This is a genomic window from Variovorax sp. GW821-FHT10C12 (genome assembly GCF_059415405.1).
In genome coordinates this window covers 2,213,278-2,234,322 of record NZ_JBWKNE010000001.1, presented here as the reverse complement: position 1 = coordinate 2,234,322, position 21,045 = coordinate 2,213,278, and the positions used below count along the sequence as shown (strand labels likewise).

22 protein-coding genes are annotated in these 21,045 nt (G+C 70.5%); 14 read left to right on the top strand and 8 right to left on the bottom strand.

All coding sequences use genetic code 11. The features are described 5' to 3' along the window. The first annotated feature begins 45 nt into the window (after positions 1-45). The 7 genes from AC07OH_RS10685 to AC07OH_RS10655 all read left to right on the top strand — a co-directional run bounded on the left by AC07OH_RS10685 (position 46) and on the right by AC07OH_RS10655 (position 8,334). Positions 46-723: an energy-coupling factor ABC transporter permease gene (locus AC07OH_RS10685; RefSeq protein WP_495300591.1), complete on the top strand. Its 678-nt coding sequence runs from the start codon at positions 46-48 to the stop codon at positions 721-723. 113 nt (positions 724-836) lie between these two features. Continuing rightward, entirely contained in the window at positions 837-1,901 is a 1,065-nt protein-coding gene (gene cobW, locus AC07OH_RS10680; RefSeq protein ID WP_495300590.1) for a cobalamin biosynthesis protein CobW, read from the top strand. A gap of 4 nt (positions 1,902-1,905) precedes the next feature. Further along, entirely contained in the window at positions 1,906-5,718 is a 3,813-nt protein-coding gene (gene cobN, locus AC07OH_RS10675; protein ID WP_495300589.1) for a cobaltochelatase subunit CobN, read from the top strand. Further along, a complete protein-coding gene (locus tag AC07OH_RS10670; protein WP_495300588.1) occupies positions 5,715-6,773 on the top strand; it encodes a magnesium chelatase ATPase subunit I in 1,059 nt (352 codons plus the stop codon). Before cobN ends, AC07OH_RS10670 begins: the two co-directional genes overlap by 4 nt. A 191-nt stretch (positions 6,774-6,964) precedes the next feature. Further along, positions 6,965-7,411, top strand: coding sequence for a vWA domain-containing protein (locus AC07OH_RS10665; protein WP_495300587.1), 447 nt, complete (start codon positions 6,965-6,967; stop codon positions 7,409-7,411). Between the two features lie 128 nt (positions 7,412-7,539). Continuing rightward, positions 7,540-7,947: a RidA family protein gene (locus AC07OH_RS10660; protein WP_495300586.1), complete on the top strand. Its 408-nt coding sequence runs from the start codon at positions 7,540-7,542 to the stop codon at positions 7,945-7,947. Between the two features lie 90 nt (positions 7,948-8,037). Further along, positions 8,038-8,334, top strand: coding sequence for a DUF1090 family protein (locus AC07OH_RS10655; RefSeq protein ID WP_495300585.1), 297 nt, complete (start codon positions 8,038-8,040; stop codon positions 8,332-8,334). 6 nt (positions 8,335-8,340) lie between these two features. On the opposite strand, the gene AC07OH_RS10650 is transcribed toward AC07OH_RS10655, so the two are convergent. Genes AC07OH_RS10650 through AC07OH_RS10630 form a run of 5 tightly spaced genes read right to left on the bottom strand, consistent with a single transcriptional unit; the run spans position 8,341 to position 12,665 of the window. Further along, the gene (locus AC07OH_RS10650) at positions 8,341-8,895 is read right to left on the bottom strand and encodes an SET domain-containing protein (protein ID WP_495300584.1); all 555 of its coding nucleotides are present in this window, start codon (positions 8,893-8,895) and stop codon (positions 8,341-8,343) included. After that, a complete protein-coding gene (locus AC07OH_RS10645; protein WP_495300583.1) occupies positions 8,892-9,752 on the bottom strand; it encodes a GNAT family N-acetyltransferase in 861 nt (286 codons plus the stop codon). The genes AC07OH_RS10650 and AC07OH_RS10645 overlap by 4 nt, the downstream gene beginning before the upstream one ends. A 12-nt stretch (positions 9,753-9,764) precedes the next feature. Beyond that, positions 9,765-10,694: an ABC transporter substrate-binding protein gene (locus tag AC07OH_RS10640; RefSeq protein ID WP_495259906.1), complete on the bottom strand. Its 930-nt coding sequence runs from the start codon at positions 10,692-10,694 to the stop codon at positions 9,765-9,767. A gap of 22 nt (positions 10,695-10,716) precedes the next feature. Beyond that, positions 10,717-11,568, bottom strand: coding sequence for a PA4780 family RIO1-like protein kinase (locus AC07OH_RS10635; protein ID WP_495300582.1), 852 nt, complete (start codon positions 11,566-11,568; stop codon positions 10,717-10,719). Then, positions 11,565-12,665: a GNAT family N-acetyltransferase gene (locus tag AC07OH_RS10630; RefSeq protein WP_495300581.1), complete on the bottom strand. Its 1,101-nt coding sequence runs from the start codon at positions 12,663-12,665 to the stop codon at positions 11,565-11,567. The genes AC07OH_RS10635 and AC07OH_RS10630 overlap by 4 nt, the downstream gene beginning before the upstream one ends. 342 nt (positions 12,666-13,007) lie before the next feature. Here AC07OH_RS10630 and AC07OH_RS10625 point away from each other — a divergent pair, with 342 nt between their 5' ends. Then, positions 13,008-13,820 carry an ankyrin repeat domain-containing protein gene (locus tag AC07OH_RS10625; RefSeq protein ID WP_495300580.1) on the top strand — a complete coding sequence of 271 codons (813 nt, stop codon included), beginning with the start codon at positions 13,008-13,010 and terminating at the stop codon, positions 13,818-13,820. A gap of 3 nt (positions 13,821-13,823) precedes the next feature. Here AC07OH_RS10625 and pdxR read toward each other — a convergent pair whose 3' ends face one another. Beyond that, the gene (pdxR, locus tag AC07OH_RS10620) at positions 13,824-15,245 is read right to left on the bottom strand and encodes a MocR-like pyridoxine biosynthesis transcription factor PdxR (RefSeq protein WP_495300579.1); all 1,422 of its coding nucleotides are present in this window, start codon (positions 15,243-15,245) and stop codon (positions 13,824-13,826) included. Positions 15,246-15,341: 96 nt separating this feature from the next. Between pdxR and AC07OH_RS10615 the strand changes: the two genes are divergently transcribed. The 5 genes from AC07OH_RS10615 to AC07OH_RS10595 all read left to right on the top strand — a co-directional run bounded on the left by AC07OH_RS10615 (position 15,342) and on the right by AC07OH_RS10595 (position 18,505). Beyond that, entirely contained in the window at positions 15,342-16,085 is a 744-nt protein-coding gene (locus tag AC07OH_RS10615; RefSeq protein WP_495300578.1) for an NAD-dependent epimerase/dehydratase family protein, read from the top strand. After that, a complete protein-coding gene (locus AC07OH_RS10610; protein WP_495300577.1) occupies positions 16,082-16,615 on the top strand; it encodes a cupin domain-containing protein in 534 nt (177 codons plus the stop codon). The genes AC07OH_RS10615 and AC07OH_RS10610 overlap by 4 nt, the downstream gene beginning before the upstream one ends. A 114-nt stretch (positions 16,616-16,729) precedes the next feature. After that, positions 16,730-17,065, top strand: a complete 336-nt coding sequence (locus AC07OH_RS10605) for an SMR family transporter (protein ID WP_095947131.1) — start codon at positions 16,730-16,732, stop codon at positions 17,063-17,065. Positions 17,066-17,086: 21 nt separating this feature from the next. Beyond that, positions 17,087-17,878 (top strand): APH(3'') family aminoglycoside O-phosphotransferase, encoded by a 792-nt coding sequence (locus tag AC07OH_RS10600; protein ID WP_495300973.1) that lies wholly within the window; start codon positions 17,087-17,089, stop codon positions 17,876-17,878. 246 nt (positions 17,879-18,124) lie between these two features. Next, a complete protein-coding gene (locus AC07OH_RS10595; protein ID WP_062481471.1) occupies positions 18,125-18,505 on the top strand; it encodes a hypothetical protein in 381 nt (126 codons plus the stop codon). 125 nt (positions 18,506-18,630) lie between these two features. Here the strand turns inward: AC07OH_RS10595 and AC07OH_RS10590 are convergent, their stop codons facing one another. Both AC07OH_RS10590 and AC07OH_RS10585 read right to left on the bottom strand, forming a co-directional pair. Beyond that, positions 18,631-19,020 carry a DUF427 domain-containing protein gene (locus AC07OH_RS10590; RefSeq protein ID WP_062481469.1) on the bottom strand — a complete coding sequence of 130 codons (390 nt, stop codon included), beginning with the start codon at positions 19,018-19,020 and terminating at the stop codon, positions 18,631-18,633. Positions 19,021-19,115: 95 nt separating this feature from the next. Continuing rightward, on the bottom strand, positions 19,116-19,937 hold the full coding sequence (locus AC07OH_RS10585) for an NAD(P)H-dependent oxidoreductase (protein WP_495300576.1): 822 nt from the start codon (positions 19,935-19,937) through the stop codon (positions 19,116-19,118). Between the two features lie 88 nt (positions 19,938-20,025). On the opposite strand from AC07OH_RS10585, the gene AC07OH_RS10580 reads away from it, so the two are divergent. Then, on the top strand, positions 20,026-20,919 hold the full coding sequence (locus AC07OH_RS10580; protein ID WP_495300575.1) for a LysR family transcriptional regulator: 894 nt from the start codon (positions 20,026-20,028) through the stop codon (positions 20,917-20,919). Positions 20,920-21,045 lie beyond the last annotated feature (126 nt).

Genomic DNA, 21,045 nt, shown 5'->3' with positions numbered 1-21,045 from the left:
CCAACAATCAACTTTCGCACTTCGGTGCATTTCAGGAGGTGCGCGATGCACATCGAACCCGGACTCGTCGACGGATCCAAGATCTTCCTCAGCTATGCCACGGGGGCGGCTGCACTGGCTTACACAGGCAAGGTCGCTTTCGACACCTTGCGCAAGGACGGCCCCGTGGGCCTGCTGCTGCGCTCGGTCTTCACCGTGATGCTGGTGTTCTGCTTCTTCGAGGTGTTCCCGCACCATCCCGTGGGCGTGTCCGAGGTGCACCTGATCCTGGGCACCACGCTGATGCTCCTCTTCGGGCTCGCGCCCGCGGCCATCGGCCTGGCCGGCGGCTTGCTCATCCAGAGCCTGTTCTTCGCACCACCCGACCTGCCGCAGTACGGCATGAACGTCACGACCTTGCTCGTGCCGCTCTTCGCGACCGCCGCGCTGGCCCGCCGCATCATTCCCGCGAACATGGCCTACGTGGACATCAGCTACCAGCAGGCCTTCAAGCTGTCGGTGGCCTACCAGGGCGGCATCGTGGTGTGGGTCGGCTTCTGGGCGCTCTACGGCCGCGGCACGGGCCTGGAGAACCTCGGCCAGATCGCCAGCTTCGGCGCGGCTTACATGACCGTCGTGCTGGTCGAGCCGCTGGTCGACCTGGGCGTGCTGGCCGCGGCCAAGGCCTGGCGTCGCCTGCAGGGTACGGCCCTGGTCGAGCGCCGCCTGTACAGCGCCGTCTGATTCGCGCCGGCAGCCCCTCCTGAAGAGGGCGTGCCGTTCGCCGGTGCGTGCGCCACGCACGCGCCGCGCGCCCGATTCCCCGCGCGCTTTGCGCGCCTGAAAGCATCCATTCCATGACACAAAGCAACGCCAAGATCCCCGTCACCATCGTCACGGGCTTCCTCGGCAGCGGCAAGACCACGCTGCTGCGCCACATCCTCGGCAATGCCGAGGGCCGCCGCATCGCGGTGGTGGTCAACGAGTTCGGCGAACTCGGCATCGACGGCGACATCCTGCGCGGTTGCGGCATCGGCTGCGACGATGAAGGCAACGAGCGCGAAGGCGCGCTGTACGAACTCGCCAACGGCTGCGTCTGCTGCACCGTGCAGGAAGAGTTCCTGCCCGTGATGCTGCAGCTGGCCGAGCGCCGCGACCAGATCGACGCCGTGCTCATCGAGACCTCGGGCCTGGCGCTGCCCAAGCCGCTGGTGCAGGCCTTCCAGTGGCCCGACATCGCGAACATCTTCACCGTCGATTCGGTGGTCACCGTGGTCGATGGCCCGGCTGCTGCCTTGGGCCAGTTCGCGGCGAACCCCGCGCAGGTCGACGTGCAGCGCCGCGCCGACCCCAACCTGGACCACGAATCGCCGCTGCACGAGCTGTTCGAAGACCAGCTCTCGGCCGCAGACCTCGTGGTGCTCAACAAGACCGACCTCATGGACGCCGCCGCGCGCGCGCAGGTCGAGGCGCTGGTGCGCGAAGAGCTGCCGCCCGAGGTGAAGATCGTCGGCGCCACCGAAGGCAAGTTGCCGCTGGCGCTGCTGCTGGGCCAGGGCCGCGCCGCCGAAAGCACCATCCACCTGCGCGAGAGCCACCACGACCACGAGGAAGATCACGACCACGACGAGTTCGACTCGCTCGTGATCGAGCTGCCGCCCGTGGACCGCGACGGTCTCATCGCCGTGCTGACCGCACTGGTCGAACAGCACACCATCTACCGCGTGAAGGGCTTCGTCGCCGTGCCGAACAAGCCGATGCGCCTGCTGGTGCAGGGCGTGGGCCGCCGCTTCGACCACCACTTCGACCGCCGCTGGCGCGACGGCGAGGCGCAGCGCACGCGGCTCGTGTTCATCGGCGAAGACCTCGATGAAGGCGCGCTGCGCAAGGCACTGGAAGGCGTGGCGGCCGTTCCCGCCTGACCGCATGCACCTGCTGAGCACCCAGCCCGGCCGCTTCGTCGAAGACGACCCGAGCGTCGTCACCCGGCTCGACCAGACGCCGGGCGACATCGTGGTGCTCAGTTCGGCCGACACCACGCTCGCGCTGCTCGCTGCCGCGCGCACGGCGCTGGCGGCCACCGACCCCGGCTACCCGTCGCTGCGGCTGGCCAACCTCATGCACCTGCGCCAGCCCGCGTCGCTCGACCTGTACGTCGACGAGGTGCTGCGGCATGCGCGCGTGGTGGTGGTCGACCACCTGGGGGCCGAGTCGGCCTGGGCCTACGGGCTGCAGCAGCTCGAAAAGCTTGCGAAGCGCCAGGGCCAGCAGCTCGCGATGTTCTCGGGCGACCTGCAGGAAGACGAAGACCTGCTCGCGCGCGGCACCGCGGCGCGCGGCGTGAGCCGGCAGCTGTGGCAGTACCTGCGCTCGGGCGGCGCGGGCAACGCGGCGCAGTTCCTGCGTGCGGTGGCCTTCCATGGCCTGGGCCACGGCGAGGCGCCGTTGCCGCCGCGCAGCCTGCCGCAGGTCGCGCTGCATGTGCCGGGCGGCATGGACGCGACGCACACGGTCGCGGGCATCGACGACCTGCGCGCCGGCTGGCATGCGAACGCGCCCGTCGTCGCGCTGGTGTTCTATCGCTCGCACCTGCTGTCGGGCAACACCGAGGCCTTCGATGCGCTGGCCGCCGCGCTGCATGCGCAAGGACTGAACCCGCTGCCCGTGGCGCTCGATTCGCTCAAGGACCCGCTGTGCCTGTCCGCACTGCGTGCGCTGTGCAGCGAACACGACGTGCAGCTGGTGCTCAACACCACCGCCTTCGCTGCCTTGGGGCAGGGCGCTTCGGACGAAAGCGGTGAGCCTCTGGCACTCGCGGGCGATGCCCCCGTGCTGCAGGTGATCGTGAGCGGCGGCAACCGCGAGGACTGGCTGGCCGACAGCCAGGGCCTGCGCCCACGCGACATCGCGATGCAGATCGCGCTGCCCGAGATGGACGGGCGCATCGTCACGCGCGCCGTGAGCTTCAAGGGCCTGTCGCACCGCTGCGAACTCACGCAGACCGAGGTGGTCGGCTACCGCCCCGAGCCCGACCGCATCGCCTTCGTGGCCGAACTCGCGCGCCGCTGGTGCAGTCTGCGCCGCCTGCGCGCCGACGAGAAGCGCGTCGCGCTCATCCTGGCGAACTACCCCGGCAGCGAAGGCCGCATCGGCAGCGGCGTGGGGCTGGATACGCCGGCCTCGGTGATGGCCATCCTGCGCACGATGCAGGCCGAGGGCTACACGCTCGACGCGCTGCCCGCCGATGGCGACGCGCTGATGCGCACGCTGCAGGAGGGCATCGCCAACGACCCCGCCCAATGGCCCGCGCGGCCCGCGTGGCAGAGCTACGCGCTCGCCGACTACCGCGCCCGCCTGGCGGCGCTGCCCGAGGGCATGGCCGCCGCCATCGATGCGCAATGGGGCCCGCCCGAGCACGACCCGATGCTGCGCCAGGGCCGTTTCATGATCGCCGGGCTGCGGCTGGGCCGCGTGTTCGTCGGCATCCAGCCGGCGCGCGCGCTGGGACCGCTGGGTCTGGCCGACTACGCGAGTTACCACGACGCCGAGCTGGTGCCGCCGCACAGTTATCTCGCGTTCTATTTCTGGCTGCGCGATGTGTTCGCCATCGACGCGGTCGTCCACGTCGGCAAGCACGGCAACCTCGAATGGCTGCCGGGCAAGAGCCTCGCGCTGTCGGCCACCTGCTGGCCCGACGCCATCCTCGGGCCGCTGCCCAACGTGTACCCCTTCATCGTCAACGATCCCGGCGAGGGCGCGCAGGCCAAGCGCCGCACGCAGGCCGTGATCGTCGATCACCTGATGCCGCCGCTCACGCGCGCCGAGAACCACGGCCCGCTGCAGGACCTGGAGCGGCAGGTCGACGAGTACTACGACGCGCTGCTGGTCGATGCGCGCCGCGCCAAGGTGCTGCGTGCCCAGATCCTCGCGACCGTGCGCGCGCAGCACCTGGTCGAAGAACTGGGAATGCCGGGCGCGGAAGACGATGCCGTGCTGGCGCGCGTCGATGCGTACCTGTGCGAGCTGAAAGAAACCCAGATCCGCGACGGCCTGCATGTGTTCGGCGATTCGCCGCGCGCGCGGTTGCGACGCGACACGCTGCTCGCGCTCGCGCGCTTTCCGGCCGGCGACGGCGCGGGCGAGAACGCCGGGTTGCTCGGCGCGCTCGCGGCCGACCTGCTGCCCGGCGACGCCTTCGACCCGCTCGACATCGACGCGGCGAAGCCCTGGCAGGGCGCGCGGCCCGCGCTGCTGGCGGCCGTGAGCGACGAGGCCTGGCGCCACCAGGGCGACACGCGCGAGCGGCTGGAGCTGCTGGCGCAGCAACTGCTCGAAGCGGACGCCTGCCCGGCCGGACTGCCGCGCACCGCTGCCGTGATGGGCCGCATCGCGCACCGTCTCGCGCCCGCGCTCGATGCGTGTGGCGGGGAAGAACTGCGTCAGTTGTCGCGTGCACTGCAGGGCCGCTTCGTGCCGCCGGGCCCGAGCGGCTCGCCCTCGCGCGGCCGGCCCGACGTGCTGCCGACCGGGCGCAACTTCTACGCGGTCGACACGCGCGCCATCCCCACGCCCACGGCCTGGATGCTCGGGCTCAAGTCCGCCGCGCAGCTGGTCGAACGCCATCTGCAGGAGCATGGCGACTACCCGGTCGCGCTCGGCCTGTCGGTCTGGGGCACGGCCACCATGCGCACCGGCGGCGACGACCTGGCGCAGGCCTTCGCGCTCATCGGCGTGCGGCCCAAGTGGGCGCCGGGCAGCCAGCGCGTGGTCGATTTCGAGGTGCTGCCCACCGTGGGCCTCGGGCGTCCGCGCATCGATGTCACGCTGCGCATCTCGGGCTTCTTCCGCGACGCCTTTCCCAATGCCGTGCAGATGTTCGACGCCGCCGTGCAGGCCGTGGCCGCGCAGGACGACGAAGACGCCGAGCGCAACCCGATCCGCGCACGCATCCTGCGCGAGGCGGCGGCGCTCGAAGCGCAGGGCGTGGCGCCCGGCGAGGCGCGCACGCAGGCCGGCTGGCGCGTGTTCGGTTCCGCGCCCGGCAGCTACGGCTCGGGCCTGCAGCCGCTGTTCGACCATGGCGACTGGCAGAGCGACGACGACCTGTCGAAGGCCTACGTCGGCGGCAGCGCGCACGCCTACGGCCAGGGCAGAGACGGCGTGCCGGCGGGCGATGCGCTGGTGCGCCGGCTGCGCGCCATGAACGTCGTGCTGCAGAACCAGGACAGCCGCGAGCACGACCTGCTCGATTCCAACGACTACTACCAGTTTCAGGGCGGCATGGCCGCCGCCGTGCGCCACCTGAGCGGGCAGCAGCCCGCGATGTACCACGGCGACCACGGCAACCCGCAGGCGCCGCGCGTGCGCACGCTGAAGGAAGAAATCAGCCGCGTGATCCGTTCGCGCGTGGTCAACCCCAAGTGGATCGACGGCGTGAAGCGCCACGGCTACAAGGGCGCCTTCGAGATGGCCGCCACGGTTGACTACCTGTTCGGCTTCGACGCCACCGCGCGCGTGGTGGGCGACCACCAGTACGCGATGGTGGCCGACGCCTACGTGCTCGACGAGGCCACCCGCGACTTCGTGAACGCGCACAATCCGCGCGCGCTGCAGGACATGCTCAACCGCCTGCTGGAAGCCATGCAGCGCGGCCTCTGGCAGTCGCCCGGCGACTACAAGGACCAATTGGAAAACCTGCTGCTCGACCACGAGCAGCAGATGGAAGGAAGCCTCCGATGACCACAGCCGCCCCGATGCCGGTGCTGTTCCCCTTTGCCGCGATCGCCGGCCAGCCGCAGCTGCGCCAGGCGCTCTTGCTGGCCGCCGTCGATCCCGCGCTGGGCGGCGTGCTGATCGAAGGCCCGCGCGGCACCGCCAAGACCACGGCTGCGCGCGCGCTCGCCGAGCTGCTGCCCGGTGCGCCCTTCGTCACCCTGCCGCTGGGCGCGAGCCTCGAGAGCCTCGTGGGCACGCTCGACCTCGGGCAGGCGCTGGCCGGCCACGAATTGAAGTTTGCGCCGGGCCTGCTGGCGCGCGCGCACGGTGGCGTGCTGTACGTCGACGAGATCAACCTGCTGCCCGACGCGCTGATCGACTCGCTGCTCGACGCAGCGGCCAGCGGCGTCAACGTGGTGGAGCGCGACGGCATCTCGCACCGGCATGCCGCGCGCTTCGTGCTCGTGGGCACCATGAACCCGGAAGAGGGCACGCTGCGCCCGCAGTTGCTCGACCGCTTCGGCCTGTGCGTGCGGCTGCGCAACCTGCAGGACGCGGCCGAGCGCCAGGCCATCGTGCGTGCGCGGCTGGCCTTCGATGCCGATCCGCAAGGCTTTCGCGCGGCGCATGCGAAGGAAGAGGCCGAACTCGCGACGGCGCTGGTGCGTGCGCGCGCGCGCGTGGCGGACGCGGCGGCCTTGCCGTATGGCGATGCGGTGCACGAAGCCGTCGGCGCGCTGTGCATCGCGGCCGGCGTGGACGGCCTGCGCGCCGACCTCGTGATGCTGCGCTCGGCGCGTGCGCTTGCGGCGTGGGAAGGCGCGGCATCGATCACCGACGACCATGTGCAGCGCGTGGCCGAGGCGGTGCTGCTGCATCGGCGCCATCCGGCGGCCGAAGCGGCCGTGGCGCCGCCCATGGCGTCACCCGCACCTCGCCGCAATCCGGGCGATGCACCTGCACGCGATGCCGGCGACGGCGACTGGGGCGCGATGCCGCCCGAGCCCGTCGGCATCGAGCGCGTGAAGCCGCTGCGCCCGCTGATCTCCAACCAGCAGGCCGCCCCAAAAAAAGCCTGAGCCTCCGGGACGCCGCACCCGCTGGCGCACGCCAGGGTGACCGGAGGCAGGGCACGCAACGGGACGCCTGGCACGGCGCTGCCGCGCCCGGCACGGCCTTCGACTGGCCGCGCACGCTCGTCGCCCGCGGCGCGGACCGCCTGCAGGCCGCGCACCTGCGCCATCGCCCGCAGGAGGCGCGCAGCGGCGCGTTGCATTGCTTCCTGCTCGACTGCTCGGCTTCGATGCGCCACGACGGCCAGCTTGCGCGCGCCAAGGGCCAGCTGCTCGCGCTGATGCAGGAGGCCTACCAGCGGCGCGACCATGTGGCGCTGCTGTGCTTTGCCGGCGACGTGGTCGAGCTGCGCCTGCCGCCGCGCCGCGCCAGCGCCTGGAACGACGACTGGGTTGCGCCCATCGCGGCCGGTGGGGGCACACCGTTGGCGATGGGCGTGCTGCGCGTGCAGCAGCTGCTGGCAAAGCACGAGAGCCGTCAGCGTTGGCTGTGGCTGCTGACGGACGGCCGCAGCAACGAAAGCCCCGCGCGCCCCGCCGCCGCGGACGTCGCCTGCGTGATGGACTTCGAGCGCGCTCGCACGCCGCTGCACCGGGCGCGGCAGCTCGCGGTGCAGTGGGACGCCCGCTACCTCAGCGCCTGAATCACAGGATCGCGGGGCGCGCCTCGGCGCTCGTGGATCGACTTGGGGCGAGAAGGGGCATCCGCGGCACGGCATGCCAGTGCACGCGGCGCCTTCGATACTGCCGCGCTCTCAACGAAAGGAAGCCCATGTCCGTCACTCCCCGCCGCGTGGTGCGCGAAGGCGCGTTCAAGCACATCATTGCCGACGGCGTGCAGGTCGGCGACACCATCTATCTCTCGGGCCAGGTGAGCGTGGACGGCGAGGGCCGCACCCTCGGCGCCGGCGACATCGCGGCGCAGGTGCGGCAGGCCTACGCCAACGTGCGCAGCGTGCTCGCATCCTTCGGCGCTTCGATGGCCGACGTGGTGGACGAAACCCTGTTCGTCACCGACATCGACGGCTTTCTCGGCCAGGCCGAGGCACTGTTCGCCCTGCGCGCCGAGATGTTCGGCGGCGAGCCGCAGATCTCGCAGACGCTGGTGCAGGTGGCGCGGCTCGGCAGTCCGGACTGGCTGATCGAGATCAAGTGCATCGCCAGAACGACTGCAGCCTGAAGGGCTGAAGGCCGTTTCCGCCAGGGAGTTCGGGTACCGTACGGCATGCGTCCGAAACCCCGTCTCCTGGCCCTTGTGTTGACCCTGGCCATGCCTGCCGCCTTTGCCCAAACCGAGGCGTCCGCGCAGCCCTTGAGTGCCGAAGAGTGCAAGGCGCAGGAAGCAGCGCTGGAGCGCGACATGGCCCTGGCCCGTTCCCGTGGCCAGATGCTGCGCCGGCGTGAGCTGGCCGACACCCTGAGCGCGCTGCAGCTGCGCTGCCAGGCGCTCGCGCCGATGAGCCGCGAAGCGCGCATCGAAAAGCTGGAGCACGAGATTCGCACGCTGCGCACCGAGCTCGAACGCGCGGAGGCGCAGCTGCGCAGCGTGAAGAGCGAGTCGCCCTGAGCTACGTCACCAGGGCAGCTCGCTGACCGGCCTGCGCGGGTCTGAAACCGCTGGGGCCACATCGGCCGCCGTGGCCGGCCCGTCTTTCTCAGCCACGGCTTCCACCGGCGCCAGCATCGTCCCGCGGCAGTTTGGCGAGCCGCAATGGCAGGGGTACTTCGACGGCGGCGAGCCGTCGTCGGCCGTCAGCGAGTAATCGATGAAGAGCTCGTCGCCGGCCTCCACCGCCTCCATCGTCTGGAAGCGCAGCACCATCTCGCCCGCCTCGTCGTACTCCTCGACCGCCTCGCAGTTCGGCTCGCACGAATGGTTCAGGTGGCGCGTGGCGTTGCCGCCCTTGGCGCCGTCGATGGTCTCGCCGGTCGTCAGCGTGAACAGGTAGGTGAGCTGGTCGTCCCAGAGCTTGGAGGCGACTTCCTGCTTGGTGTAGCGGCGGCCTTCGTACAGGCCCAGGAAGGCTTCGGCCGGCAGGTCGCGCGTGGCGAAGGCGCCCAGGCCATGCACGCCGCTGGGGCCCACGCGGATGAACGGGGTGGACGAGGTTCGCTTGGGGGACTTCATGAACGGACGGGGCGCGAGGAATCGGAAGAAGGGGTGGGATGGAGTGTCGCGGTCATCTCGATCTGGCGTATGACAACGGTGGCGCCGCGTGCGGCCAGGGCGCGGTGCAGCGGGCTGCCCTCGGGCTCGTCGACCAGCCGCCAGCGCGCGCCGGGGCGTGCCTGCGCGAGCGCGTCGAGCAAGGCATGGGCCGAGGCTTCGTCGGGCGCGGCGGCGTCCAGCAGCATGTGCAGCGGCAAGGCCGGCGGCAGCAGGATGGCGTAGCCGCCCGTTGCCGCGCCGAGGGCCACGGCGCCGTCGTGGGCGAGTGCGCCTTGCACGGTCGGCCACTCGCGGCGCCAGGTGGGGCGCGAGACAGCGGAGCAGGCTGCATGCAGGGCGGCGAGCGCGTCGGTATCGGGCGCTGTCGAAGCTGCCTCGGCGCGAGGCTCGAGGCTGCCTTCGAGCACCTCGAGCGTGCGGGTTTCGACGAAGCCCGCCTGCCGGTAGAGCTGCCGCGCCGGGTTCTGTTCGATGACTTCGAGCTGCACCTGCGCGATGCCGGCCGCCGACAGGTCGCGCAGCTGCGCGTCGATGAGCTGCTTCGCCAGCCCGCGGCGGCGCTGCGCGCTCGCGATGCCGAAGCCCGCGAGGTAGGCGCGCGGCCCACGCCGGCCGACGAGCGAGAGGCCGCAGGCCTCGCCGTCGGCGACGATCACGCGCGAGAGGCCCAGGTCTGCCTGGGCGCGCCGCACATGCCGCTCGAACATCGCGCGGTCGAACGCGATCGGCACAAAGTAGTCCTCGTAGGAACGGTTCCAGAGCGCGGTGAGTTCGTCGGTGCCGAAGTTCGCGGCGGGAACGATGTCGAAGTTCATGGGGTACGCGAGTCAGTTGCGCGGCGCATCCAGCGACGCAAGGCAATTCACGATGGCGTCGGCCGCCTCGTCGAGCCGCGGACCGGGCCGCATCATCAGGTCGAAGCGCGCCGAGGCAAAGCTGCAGACGCGCCCGCGCTGGATGGCCGACATGGCCGACCAGCCGGGCCGCCCCGCCATGGCCGAGATTTCGCCGAGGGCCGAGACCATCAGCACGTCGGGGTTGGCGCGCACCACGAACTCGGGGTTCATCCTGGGGAAGGGGCCGAGCGAGCCCGGCACCGCGTTGGCCAGGCCCAGGCGCGCCAGGGTCTCGCCGATGAAGGAGCTTTCGCTTGCCGCCGCCACGCCGCCGTGCACCTCGAAGTACACGCGCCGCCCCTGCCAGTTCAGCGGCACGCGGGCGCGCGCCGCGTTCAGCCGGGCATCGAGGCTGCGCCAGAAGGCCTCGCCCGCGCCCGGCTTGCCGGTGGCGCGGGCCACGGTTTCCATCACGCGGCGCATGTCGGCATGGGTCTTGGCGTCGAGCGCCAGCACCTTGATGCCCAGGCGCTCCAGCGCCTCGGCGGCGCGGCTGCGCGGGCGCAGCAGCACGAGGTCGGGCTTGAGCGCGACGATGCGCTCGATGTTCGCGTCGTCCATGCCGCCGACCTGCGGCAGGCCCTTCACCGCCGCCGGCCAGTTGGCGTGGCGGTCGATGCCCACGAGCCGGTCGCAGGCGTCGAGCGCGCAGACCGTCTCGGTGAGCGAGGGCATCAGCGACACGATGCGTCTGGCCGGCGCCTGCAGTTCGAGCACCCGGCCGCGGTCGTCTTCCAGCCGGATGGCGCCGGCGTGGGCGGCCGGGCCGAGGCCCAGCGCCACGAAGGCCGCAGCCCGGGCGATGTGGCGCACGGCGGTGGAAGCAAAGGGTGGGCGCTGGGGCAGGGCGTTGGAAGTCATCGGGGCGGGCGGAGTCAGCCCGCTATTGTCGCGGCGCTTGCATCCGCAGCTGGCGCGCCGCTTCTTCCGCCCGTGCGTCGTCCACTTCGCGCAGCACGTTGCTGAGGTCGACCGGGCCGGTCTCGCGCACGAAGGTGCCCGTGAGCTCGGTCTCGGGCCGCAGCAGGCCGCGCTCGTAGAGCTGCCAGATCTCGTCGCCGTAGTGCGTCTGCAGCAGCGCGGGCGCGTACTGCCCGAAGAAGTTGCGCAGGTTCTCCACGTCGCGCAGCAGCATGCGCTTGGCGTGGTTGTTGCCCGCCGCGTCCACCGCCTGCGGCAGGTCGATGATCACCGGGCCGTCTTCGGCCAGCAGCACGTTGAACTCCGACAGGTCGCCGTGGACGATGCCCGCGCAGAGCATGCGCATCACTTCCTTGAGCAGGCTCGCGTGGTGGCGCAGCGCATCGTCGGGCGAGAAGGCCACGTCGTTCAGGCGCGGGGCGGCGTCGCCGTTCGCGTCGGTCACCAGGTCCATCAGCAGCACGCCTTCGAGGAAGTTGTGCGGCGTGGGCACGCGCACGCCGGCCGCGGCCAGGCGGTAGAGCGCATCGACCTCGGCGCTCTGCCAGATGGCCTCGGTCACCTTGCGGCCGAAGCGCGTGCCCTTGGCCATGGCGCGCGCCTCGCGGGTGTTTTTCACGCGGCGGTTCTCGGTGTAGTCGACGGCCTGGCGGAAGCTGCGCTTGTCGGCTTCCTTGTAGATCTTGGCGCAGCGCGTGTCCTCGCCGCAGCGCACGACGTAGACCATGGCTTCCTTGCCGCTCATGAGCTGGCGCACGACGCTGTCGATCAGCCCTTCGTCGACGAGGGATTGCAGTCTGGGGGGTGTCTTCATGCGCGCGCCTCCGGCACAGCCAGGGGGCGGGTCGAGAGGAAGGCCCTCAGGCTTTCCGTGCCGATCTGGTAGGCGCCATCATGCCTGTGCGGGGCAAAGCCCAGCTGGCGGTTGATGGCGAGCATGGGCGCATTGGCCTCCGCGTTCTGCGTGACGGCGATCACCACCTCGGGATGCCGTTCGCGCACGAGCTGCAACATGATCGCCTTCACGCCCTTGGCCAGTCCCTTGCCGCGCCAATGGCGGGCAACCCCGGTGAGGCGCTGGAACATGCGGTCGGGGTACAGCTGGTTCCAGCTGGCGTCGCACACGGCGGCCACGTCGTCGTTGGCATCGCGCAGCAGCACGAGAAAGTGCTCGCCGCCGCGCCGGTCGATTTCGGCGTACCAGGCGTGGAAGCCTTCCAGCTCGAAGCGCAGGGGCGCGCGTTCCAGCGCGCTGGTGGGCGCGTCTTCGAGCAGCGCGGACAGCGGCGCCATCAGCGTGGCCAGCCGATCGAAGGGCACGCGGCCTGCGTGGATTTCCAGGCGCAGCCCGTGCTGCGGCGCGAGCGCGTCGGCACGCCAGCGGGCGAGCGCAGCCTCGTCCAGGCCGGCGAAGGCCATGTGGTTCTCGATGCTGCGGTGCTTCTCGGTCGCGCCGATGGTCGCGAGAAACGCCCGGCCTTCCGGCAAGTGGGTCTTGAAGGTCGCAGTGGAAGGGCCACGCGCCTCCATCAGCGGCAGAAGCCGGTGCAGCAAGGTGCTGGCCACGCCCTGGCGTTGGTGCGATCGCAGCACGCCGCCCCACACGTCGATGAAAGGCGCGAAGGTCGCGTAGTCGGGCGAGCCTTCGCGGCGCACGCCCATGTTGAGGCTGCCGACGATGCGGCCCTGCGCGTCCCGCGCGAAGGCGCGGTGCACCACATGCAGCGGTGTGTGCTGTTGCACGTTCTGTTGGGTGTGGGCGTCCTCGGGCTGCGGGTCGCCCGGAAAGTCTTCGTCGTGGCGCTGGCGCCAGTAGGCCAGCGCCTGCGCCCATTCTTCAGCGGACGCCCGCTGCGGATCGAAAAGAGAAGTCGCGAACTGCCGCGCATCGGCGGCACGGGTTTCAAGCATGGTGAGCCTTGATTCGAAAAGGGAACGAACCGCACGCGGCACAGGTGTGCCCGCGTGGCGTTGTCTGTCTGAATCGGACGGCGTGTCGCGGCAGGACACCGCGAGGGTCGAACGGGCTGGCTGGTGGCGCCTTCAGCGGCACCTGGAGCGTGGAAAGCGCTTCAGCAGCAGTTCGGATGCGACCCGACAAACCGTACGTGGGAGGGAGAGTGAATAGCAGTGTCTTCCATCGCGCACCTCCAGTCCGGTTTGTTGATCGAGGCGTCGAATGTAGCGAGGTTCGCGCGGTCTGTGAAGTGCAAGGCGCCTGGGGCAGAATCCAAAAACCAACAGGGAGATGCCATGAATCCGAAGAAGATCTTCGACGCGGCGGGCGAAGCCGATGTCGACACGGTGCGCGCCTGCATTGCGGCCGGGGCCGACCTGGCCGCCGTGAACAAGCAGGGCTTCACCGCGTTGCAATGTGCCGCGGCGGGTACGAACGAAGCCGAGCTCGAACCGATCCTCGCCGTGCTGCAACTGCTGCTCGACGCCGGCAGCCCGCTCGAATACACCGGTACCGGCGGCCGCACCGCGCTGTACCTCGCGGCCGAGTTCTCGCCGACCACGGAGCCGGTGCAACTGCTCATCGACGCGGGCGCCAACCCCGACGTGCGCGACAGCCACGGCAACCACATCACGGAGAACGCGATGGAGGAAGAGGTGGCGCAGCTGCTGTCGCGCATCACCGGCCACGCGCTGCCCGAGCCACCGCCGCCCGAGCCCGACCCGGTGAAGATGAGCGCCGCGCAGTGGCGCGCCGCCGAGGCACGCATTGCCGAGGTGTTCGCCGCACTGACGCAGGCGGGCCTGGTCGCGCTGCAGGACGCGGGCGACACGCAGTCCGACGGCTTCTCCGATTGCTCCGAAGCGTTCCGCGAACGCGGCGGCAAAAAGGCCGGCGTGCACGGCTTCTGCTTCTACACGCGGCAGGACCAGAACCGCGCCAAGCGCACCAGCCAGCTGTCGCTCGCGTTCTGGGGCGCGCCCGAAGGCGGCGATGCGGACATGCAGCGCGTCGGCGAACTGGTGGTCGGCCAGTTCCGCGGCGCAGGCTTCGAGGTGCGCTGGAACGGCGCATCGTCGATGCGGCCCGAAGTCGATCTTCGCGCGTAAGCCTCAGCCCAACGCCGCGCGCAGCCGGGTCGCGAGCTGGCGTGCCTGGGTGGGCGAGGCGACGTTGGTGAAGCCCATCAGCAGCCCTTGGCTTTCAACGGCCGTGGTGCCCCGGGCCGACAGCGGCTGGCAGTTCAGGCCGGCCGCTTGCGCGCGGCGCGCCAGCACCACGTCGCTGTCGCGGTGCCCTTCGAAGCGCGCGATCAAGTGCATGCCGCCGGCCTGCAGGTCGATGTGCACGCCGCCGCCGAAGGCCTTGTGCAAGGCCTCGACCAGCAGGGCGCGGCGGCGCGCGTAGAGCAGGCGCATCTTCTTCAGATGCCGCGAGAAATGGCCGTCGCGCATGAAGTCGGCCACCGTGGCCTGCGTGATCTGCGGGCAGCCGTTGGACGCGATGCGTACCGCTTCCTCGAAGCGTTCGCGCAGCGATTCGGGCACCACCAGGTAACCCAGCGCGAGGCCCGGGTAGAGCACCTTCGAGAAGCTGCCTGCGTACAGCACGCGGTCGTGCCCGTCGAGGCTCTTGAGCGCGGGCAGCGGCGCGCCGGCGTAGCGGTACTCGCCGTCGTAGTCGTCCTCGACGATCCAGGCCTTGGCACGCGAGGCCCAGTCGAGCAGCTGCAGCCGGCGTGCCAGCGACATCGACACGCCCAGCGGCGCCTGGTGCGAGGGCGTGACGACCGCCATGCGCGCCTTCGGCGAGCGGCGCACGCCCCGCGCGACCACCAGGCCTTCGTCGTCCACCGGCACGGGCACCACGCGGTGGCCGGCGCTGTGCAGCACGTCGCGCGTGGGCGCGTACCCGGGGTCTTCGATCCACACGCGGTCGTCCCGGGTGAGCAGCGTGCGCGCCACCAGCGCCAGCGACGCGCGGTAGCCGCCGGTGACGAACACCTGCGCTGGCTGGCAGCCCACGCCGCGCGACACCCGCAGGTAGGCCGCGATGGCCTCGCGCAGCGGCGCATGGCCTGCCGGGTCACCGTAGAACAGGTCGGCCGCGCCCATGGCGCGCGCACGGCGGGCCATCAGCCGCGCCCAGAGCTTGCGCGGAAAGGCGTCGAGCGCGGGGATGCCCAGTTGCAGCGGCGGCGGGGCGGTGGGGCCGGTCAGTGCAGGCGCATCCGCGACGGGGCGCGAACCGGTGCGCACCGGCCGCTGCACCGGCAGCGACGGCGACACCACCGTGCCCGCCTGTCCTTGCGCGCAGAAATAACCCTCGCCCGCGAGCTGGCTGTAGGCCGCTTCCACCGTGCCGCGCGCCACGCCCAGCTCGCTGGCCAGGCTGCGCGCCGAGGCCACGCGGTCGCCGGGGCGAAGCACGCCGTGCTCGATCGCGGTGCGAAAGCGCTCGTAGACCTGGCGATGCAGCGGGGTCGCGGTCGAGCGGTCGATGCCGGGGAGGGCGTTGTCTGGTGGTTCGATCATGGCCCAGTAATTTTGACGATTCTTGGTTCTTTCGTCTGGTGCATCGCGATCCTAAGCTCGAGCCTTCGAACAGCCAGCAGGAAAGAAGGACACGCAATGGGCGAGAAGGTATTCGTGGCGGGCGCGACCGGGGCCGTGGGCTCGGCGCTGATCCCGCTGCTGGTCGAGACCGGCCACACGGTGCATGGCGGCACCCGTCGGGCCGAGCGTGCGGCGGCGCTGGAGGCACGCGGCGCCACGCCGGTCGTCGTCGACGTGTTCGACGCGCAGGCCTTGCGCGACGCGCTGGTGCGCATCGCGCCCACGGTCGTCATCCACCAGCTCACCGATCTGCCCCGGGACCTGGACCCGGCGCTGATGGCCGAGGCGGTGGTCCGCAATGCGCGCGTGCGCATCGAGGGCACGCGGCACCTCGTGGCGGCGGCGCTGGCGGCCGGTGCGACGCAGCTGATTGCGCAGAGCATCGCCTGGGCCTACGCGCCCGGGCCGACGCCGCACACCGAGGGCGACCCGCTCGACCCCGGGGCCGAAGGCGGTCGCCGCATCAGCATCGACGGCGTGGCGGCGCTGGAGCGCAGCGTGCTGGGTGCCGTCGGTCTCACGGGCACGGTGCTGCGCTACGGGCAGCTGCATGGGCCGGGCACCGCGAACGCGGCACCGAAGGGCGCGAGCCCGGTGCATGTCGAGGCCGCGGCCTGGGCGGCACTGCTCGCGATGCGGCATGCGCGCGGCGGCATCTTCAACATCGCGGAGGACAGCGCCGAGGTCAGCAGCGAGAAGGCAAAGCGCGAACTGGCGTGGCATGCGGCACTGCGGTCGTCGCAGGAGGTCGCGTCATGAAGGCCGCACGCTGGCATGGCACGCCGTCGATCGGCGCGGGTCTTGCAGGGCTGTCGCTGGTGCTCGCCGCCGGCTGGGCGCTGATGCCGCGCACCGGCCAGCAGGAGGCCGTGCAGTGGTTTGCCGACGTATGCAGCTCGGTGGCGCGGCCGATGTTCGCGTCTGCACCGGTGCCGGCCGGTTCGGAGGCGACGGCGCGGCCGGCGACGCAGGTCAAGGTGCTGTCGTGTGAGGCGCTGCCGCACGTGCCCGGCAAGTCGGTGACGACGGTGCTGGTCGACTTTCCGCCGCTGGCCTATTCGCCCGCGCACCGTCACCCGGGCTCGGTGACCGCGATCATTGTCGAGGGCACCATCCGTTCGCAGCTGGGCGGCGGCCCGGTGGGCACCTTCAAGAGCGGCGAGACTTTCTTCGAGCCGCCGAACACGCTGCACATGTTCGCGGAGAACCCTGACCCGGTGAAGCCCGCGAAGCTCATGGCGGTGTTCGTCACTGATACCCACTGCGGACCGTTGTTGTTGCCGCCCTGAAGCTTCCGGTGCTGTGCGCACAGCTTCGAGAGAGCGTCAAACGCACGCGCCTTCGGCCCCGGATCGCGCAAGGCCACCGAGGCCGCACGGACTGCGCGCGATTAGAGTCCGGCGATGACCCTGACCTATGCATACCTCGCTGTCGCGATCGTCGTCGAAGTGCTCGCGACCAGCTTCCTCAAGGCCTCGGACAGCTTCACCAGGCTCTGGCCCAGCGTGGCCACGGTGGTGGGCTACGCCGTGTCGTTCTACTTTCTCTCGCTCGCGCTGCGCGTGCTGCCCACCGGCATCGCCTATGCGATCTGGTCGGGCGTGGGCATCGTGCTGATCTCGGTGGTGAGCTGGCTCTGGTTCGGCCAGACGCTCGATGCGCCGGCCATCGTCGGGCTCGGGCTGATCATCGCGGGCGTGGTGGTGGTCAACGTGTTCTCGAAGTCGGTGGGGCACTGAGGCATGGGCACGATCGAACAGATGCTGCCCCGGTTGCCCGTCGGCACGACGTGGGCGCCGGCCAGCGAGGGCGAGTCGGGCGATGCGGTGTTCCGCCGCAGCGATGGCGCGGCCTTCGCGAAGGTGTCGCTCGGTGCGGGCGCCGCGCAGCTCGACGAGGAACGCCGCCGCACCGAATGGCTCGCGCCGTACAACGTCGGCTCCGCGCGCGTGCTCGACTGGCGCGCGACGCCCGAGGGTGCCTGCCTGGTCACGGCCGCGGTGCCGGGCGTGCCGGCCAGCGACCTGCCGGCGGCTGACTTGCTGCGCGCCTGGCCGTCGATGGCGCGGCGCCTGCGCGCGCTGCACGAGATTCCGGCGGGCGAGTGCCCGTTTGCGCGCCCGCTGTCGGCGATGTTCGACCGTGCCGCCGATGTCGTCGCGCGCGGCGCGGTGAACCCGGAGTTCCTCGACCCGGACCAGCAGGATGTTCCCCCATCATTGCTGCTGGCACGGCTGCACGCCGACCTGCCGCACCGACTCGCGCAGGAGGCGCAAGACCTCGTGGTGTGCCACGGCGATGCCTGCCTGCCGAACTTCCTGGTCGATCCGCAGACGCTGCAATGCTCGGGCCTCATCGACGTGGGGCGGCTCGGCACGGCGGACCGGTATGTCGACCTGTCGCTGCTGCTGGGCAATGCGCGCGAGAGCTGGCGCGATGCGGCCGACGCGCGTGCCGCACATGCCTTGCTGTTCGCACAGTTGGGCATCGACGCGCTCGACGACGGCCGGCTCGAGTTCTATCTTCGGCTCGACCCGCTGACCTGGGGCTGATGGCGGCGTTGGCGCGCCGCATTGTTTCCTTTTCGGGAACGCCGTGGTTCTTTTTGCCGCGGGTTTTTACCTAGATCGCCGCGCACAATTCATCTCACGGACCGGCCCCCAAAGCCGGTCCGGATGAACAGGCCCCGAGCGAGTTGGCCGCCCTTCAAGAAGAGGGACGGTGACCCACCCCAGACCGGTTCAAACCATCCAAGCCAACACTTGTACTACTGAACTGAATTGAAGAAGGAAACCGCCATGAACGCCTCGAAGATCCTCTCCGCCGTTGCTGTTGCCCTGATGGCCGTCGCCGGTGCCGCCCACGCTGAAACCTACGAAGGTGTGCATCGCCTGACCTCGGCCGCCAGCCGCGCCGACGTCGCCGCCCAAGCCGTCGTGGCCGCGCACAGCGCCGACCCCTATGCCACCGGCGCCGAGGCAGGCCCCGCCCAGGTGTTCGTGTCGACCGTGAGCCGCGACGCCGTGCGCGCCCAGGCCGTGGTGGCCGCTCGCAGCGAGAACCCCTACAGCGAAGCCGTGACCTCCCGCGTGGCACCGGTGCTGGCCAGCGGCCTGGACCGCGCCAGCGTGCGCGCCGAGGCCCGTGCCGCCGCACGTGGCGATGCACTGCCGCTGTAATTCATCGACGCGATGACTGGTGCGCGCACCTTGCCCCACGGGGCGGGTGTCGGCGGGCCAGGGAAAGAAAAACCGGCCTTGCGAAAGCAAGGGCCGGTTTTTTCACGAACGGGGTGGGGCGGTCGTCAGAAGCAGCGTTCTTCGATCGTGCCCACGCGGTCCGGATAGAAGGCCACGTAGTCCTTGATCGGCGCGACCGATTCGTAGGGTGACTCGTAGGTCCACACGGCATTCACCGAGCGCTCGCCGCCGGCTGGAATGCTGTAGTAGGCGCACTCGCCCTTGTACGGGCAGTAGGTCGCATGCGTGGTGCGCTCCAGCAGCGACATGCGCACGTCCTTGCGCGGAAGGTAGTGCACCGTGCCGAAATGCGATTCGCGCAAGGTCAGTGCTTCGCGTGAACTGGCAATGACATGGCCTCCCACCGACACCACCACGCGCAACGGATTCGGCGTGATGGTGATCGCATGGTCGGGGCCCGGAATCTTGACGGTGCGTTCTGGCGTAGCGAACATGGACAAGCTCCTTCGGACGAATCGGCGGATGCGCATCTTGCTGCGTTGTCGCGACGATTTGAAGTCTCCCGCGAATCCACCTGTTCCCGGCGTGGTTAAAGGCGGCCGGTCTCGAAAACCAAAGTTTCAGATTCGCTGTTTTTGCGGTGTACCCCAAAGCCCGCGCGGCCCGGCGCGATGTGTTCGCGCAGCGTGAGCGCCGGAATTTCGTAGTCGCCGCCGTTCTGCGGGCGGAACGCAATCGGGTCGGTGGTCCACAGCGTGTCGAGCCGCTCGCCCAGCTCGCCGGTGATGCGCGCATAGGCGGCGGCGTCGACCTTGCCCGTGCGGTGCACCACGAAGGGTGGCAGCACGTCGAAGCCGGGGTAGTAGAGGATGCCGTGGTGAATGGGAAACAGCAGCTCGTCCATCGGCCCGTTGATGCCGCGCGGGGCGTAGTGCGAGGCCCAGCCGCCGGTCGTCACCACCAGCATCGCGCGCTTGCCGGCCAGCGTGCCTTCGCCGAAGCGGTCGCCCCAGTGTGTATCGGAATGTTCGCCCACGCCGTAGGCAAAGCCGTAGGCGTAGATGCGCTCGATCCAGCCCTTGAGGATGGCGGGCATCGAGTACCACCACAGCGGGAATTGCAGGATCACCGCGTCGGCCCACAGCAGCTTCTCCTGCTCGGCGGCGATGTCGGCGGTCTGCGTGCCGCCCTCGAAGGCGCGCAGCGAGTCGAGCACGGGGTCGAAGGGCGCGGCGGTGTCGCGCGCGGGAAAGTCGTCGGCGTCGAGCGCGGGCTTCCAGCGCATCGCGTACAGGTCGGACACGCGCACGGAATGGCCCGCGCTCGTGAGGCGTTCGACCATGAAGCGATGGAGCGAGCCGTTCAGCGAGGAGGCGGCTTCGGGATGGGCAAGGACCAGCAGGATGTTCACGGTGTCAAAGGGTTCGAGTGAAGATGCCCTCAGGTTAGGGATTGCCAAGCTATATTGGAAATGAATAGTTTGAATGCCAGGTATCGCCATGAACAATTTCAGCCGCATCGACCTCAACCTGCTGGTCACGCTAGACACCCTGCTGGCCGAGCGCAACGTGACCCGCGCGGCCGAGCGCCTGAACCTCTCGCAGCCCTCGGTGAGCGTGCAGCTCGCCAAGCTGCGCGAGCTCTTCGACGACCCGCTGCTCGTGCCCGCGCAGCGCGGCATGCGGCCCACCGCGCGCGCCGACGAACTGCGCGAGCCACTGCGTGAAGCGCTCGCCTCGCTGGGCCGCGCGGTGGCGCCCAGCCAGCCCTTCGACCCGGCCCGGGCGACCACCACCTGGCGCGTGGCCGCGGCCGACTACGCCGAGTCGGCCATCCTGCTGCCCGCGCTGGCCGGCCTGCGCTCGGCCGCGCCCAACACCCGGCTGGCCGTGGTCGAGGCCGTGCCGATGCGCATGGCGCGCCAGCTCGAGCAGGCGGAGATCGACCTGTTCTTCCACACCAGCGTGGGTGCGCCACCCGGCCTGCACCGGCGCGTGCTGTTCCACGAGCGCTACGTGCTGGCCGGACGGGCAGGGCACCCGCGCCTGAAGCGCCGTCCCACGCTCGCGCAGTTCTGCGTGCTGGAGCATGTGGTGGTGTCGCCCAGCGGCGGCGGCTTTGCCGGGCCGACCGACGAGGCGCTGGCGGCGCAGGGCCTCACGCGGCGCGTGGCGCTGTCGGTGCCGCACTTCCTGTTCATGATGTCCGTGCTCGCCAGCACCGACATGGTGGCCATGCTGCCCGAGCGCCTGGCGCGCGGCGCGCCGGGGCTGCGCGTGGTGGAAGCGCCGCTCGACGTGCCGGGCTACGAGATGGCGATGCTGTGGCACGAGCGCCGGCATCGCGACCCGGGGCATCGGTGGCTGCGCGAGCAGATCGCTCGCAGCTTGTAGCGTCTGCTGACGCGCCGGCCGCCCCCTTCGCCGGCATCGGCTTTTCGCCACGACGACGGGGAACTTGCCGCTGCGGGCGTACAGTCGAAGCGTGGGCCTGTCGAGGCTCTCTCTGCACGAATGGAG

Coding starts and splice junctions, on each gene's coding strand:
- cobN (WP_495300589.1), top strand. CDS start 1,906: ATGCACCTGCTGAGCACCCAGCCCGGCCGCTTCGTCGAAGACGACCCG.
- AC07OH_RS10630 (WP_495300581.1), bottom strand. CDS start 12,665: ATGCTTGAAACCCGTGCCGCCGATGCGCGGCAGTTCGCGACTTCTCTT.
- AC07OH_RS10580 (WP_495300575.1), top strand. CDS start 20,026: ATGAACAATTTCAGCCGCATCGACCTCAACCTGCTGGTCACGCTAGAC.
- AC07OH_RS10645 (WP_495300583.1), bottom strand. CDS start 9,752: ATGAACTTCGACATCGTTCCCGCCGCGAACTTCGGCACCGACGAACTC.
- AC07OH_RS10605 (WP_095947131.1), top strand. CDS start 16,730: ATGACCCTGACCTATGCATACCTCGCTGTCGCGATCGTCGTCGAAGTG.
- AC07OH_RS10640 (WP_495259906.1), bottom strand. CDS start 10,694: ATGACTTCCAACGCCCTGCCCCAGCGCCCACCCTTTGCTTCCACCGCC.
- AC07OH_RS10600 (WP_495300973.1), top strand. CDS start 17,087: ATGCTGCCCCGGTTGCCCGTCGGCACGACGTGGGCGCCGGCCAGCGAG.
- AC07OH_RS10625 (WP_495300580.1), top strand. CDS start 13,008: ATGAATCCGAAGAAGATCTTCGACGCGGCGGGCGAAGCCGATGTCGAC.
- AC07OH_RS10595 (WP_062481471.1), top strand. CDS start 18,125: ATGAACGCCTCGAAGATCCTCTCCGCCGTTGCTGTTGCCCTGATGGCC.
- AC07OH_RS10650 (WP_495300584.1), bottom strand. CDS start 8,895: ATGAAGTCCCCCAAGCGAACCTCGTCCACCCCGTTCATCCGCGTGGGC.
- cobW (WP_495300590.1), top strand. CDS start 837: ATGACACAAAGCAACGCCAAGATCCCCGTCACCATCGTCACGGGCTTC.
- AC07OH_RS10685 (WP_495300591.1), top strand. CDS start 46: ATGCACATCGAACCCGGACTCGTCGACGGATCCAAGATCTTCCTCAGC.
- AC07OH_RS10660 (WP_495300586.1), top strand. CDS start 7,540: ATGTCCGTCACTCCCCGCCGCGTGGTGCGCGAAGGCGCGTTCAAGCAC.
- AC07OH_RS10610 (WP_495300577.1), top strand. CDS start 16,082: ATGAAGGCCGCACGCTGGCATGGCACGCCGTCGATCGGCGCGGGTCTT.
- AC07OH_RS10615 (WP_495300578.1), top strand. CDS start 15,342: ATGGGCGAGAAGGTATTCGTGGCGGGCGCGACCGGGGCCGTGGGCTCG.
- pdxR (WP_495300579.1), bottom strand. CDS start 15,245: ATGATCGAACCACCAGACAACGCCCTCCCCGGCATCGACCGCTCGACC.
- AC07OH_RS10590 (WP_062481469.1), bottom strand. CDS start 19,020: ATGTTCGCTACGCCAGAACGCACCGTCAAGATTCCGGGCCCCGACCAT.
- AC07OH_RS10670 (WP_495300588.1), top strand. CDS start 5,715: ATGACCACAGCCGCCCCGATGCCGGTGCTGTTCCCCTTTGCCGCGATC.
- AC07OH_RS10655 (WP_495300585.1), top strand. CDS start 8,038: ATGCCTGCCGCCTTTGCCCAAACCGAGGCGTCCGCGCAGCCCTTGAGT.
- AC07OH_RS10635 (WP_495300582.1), bottom strand. CDS start 11,568: ATGAAGACACCCCCCAGACTGCAATCCCTCGTCGACGAAGGGCTGATC.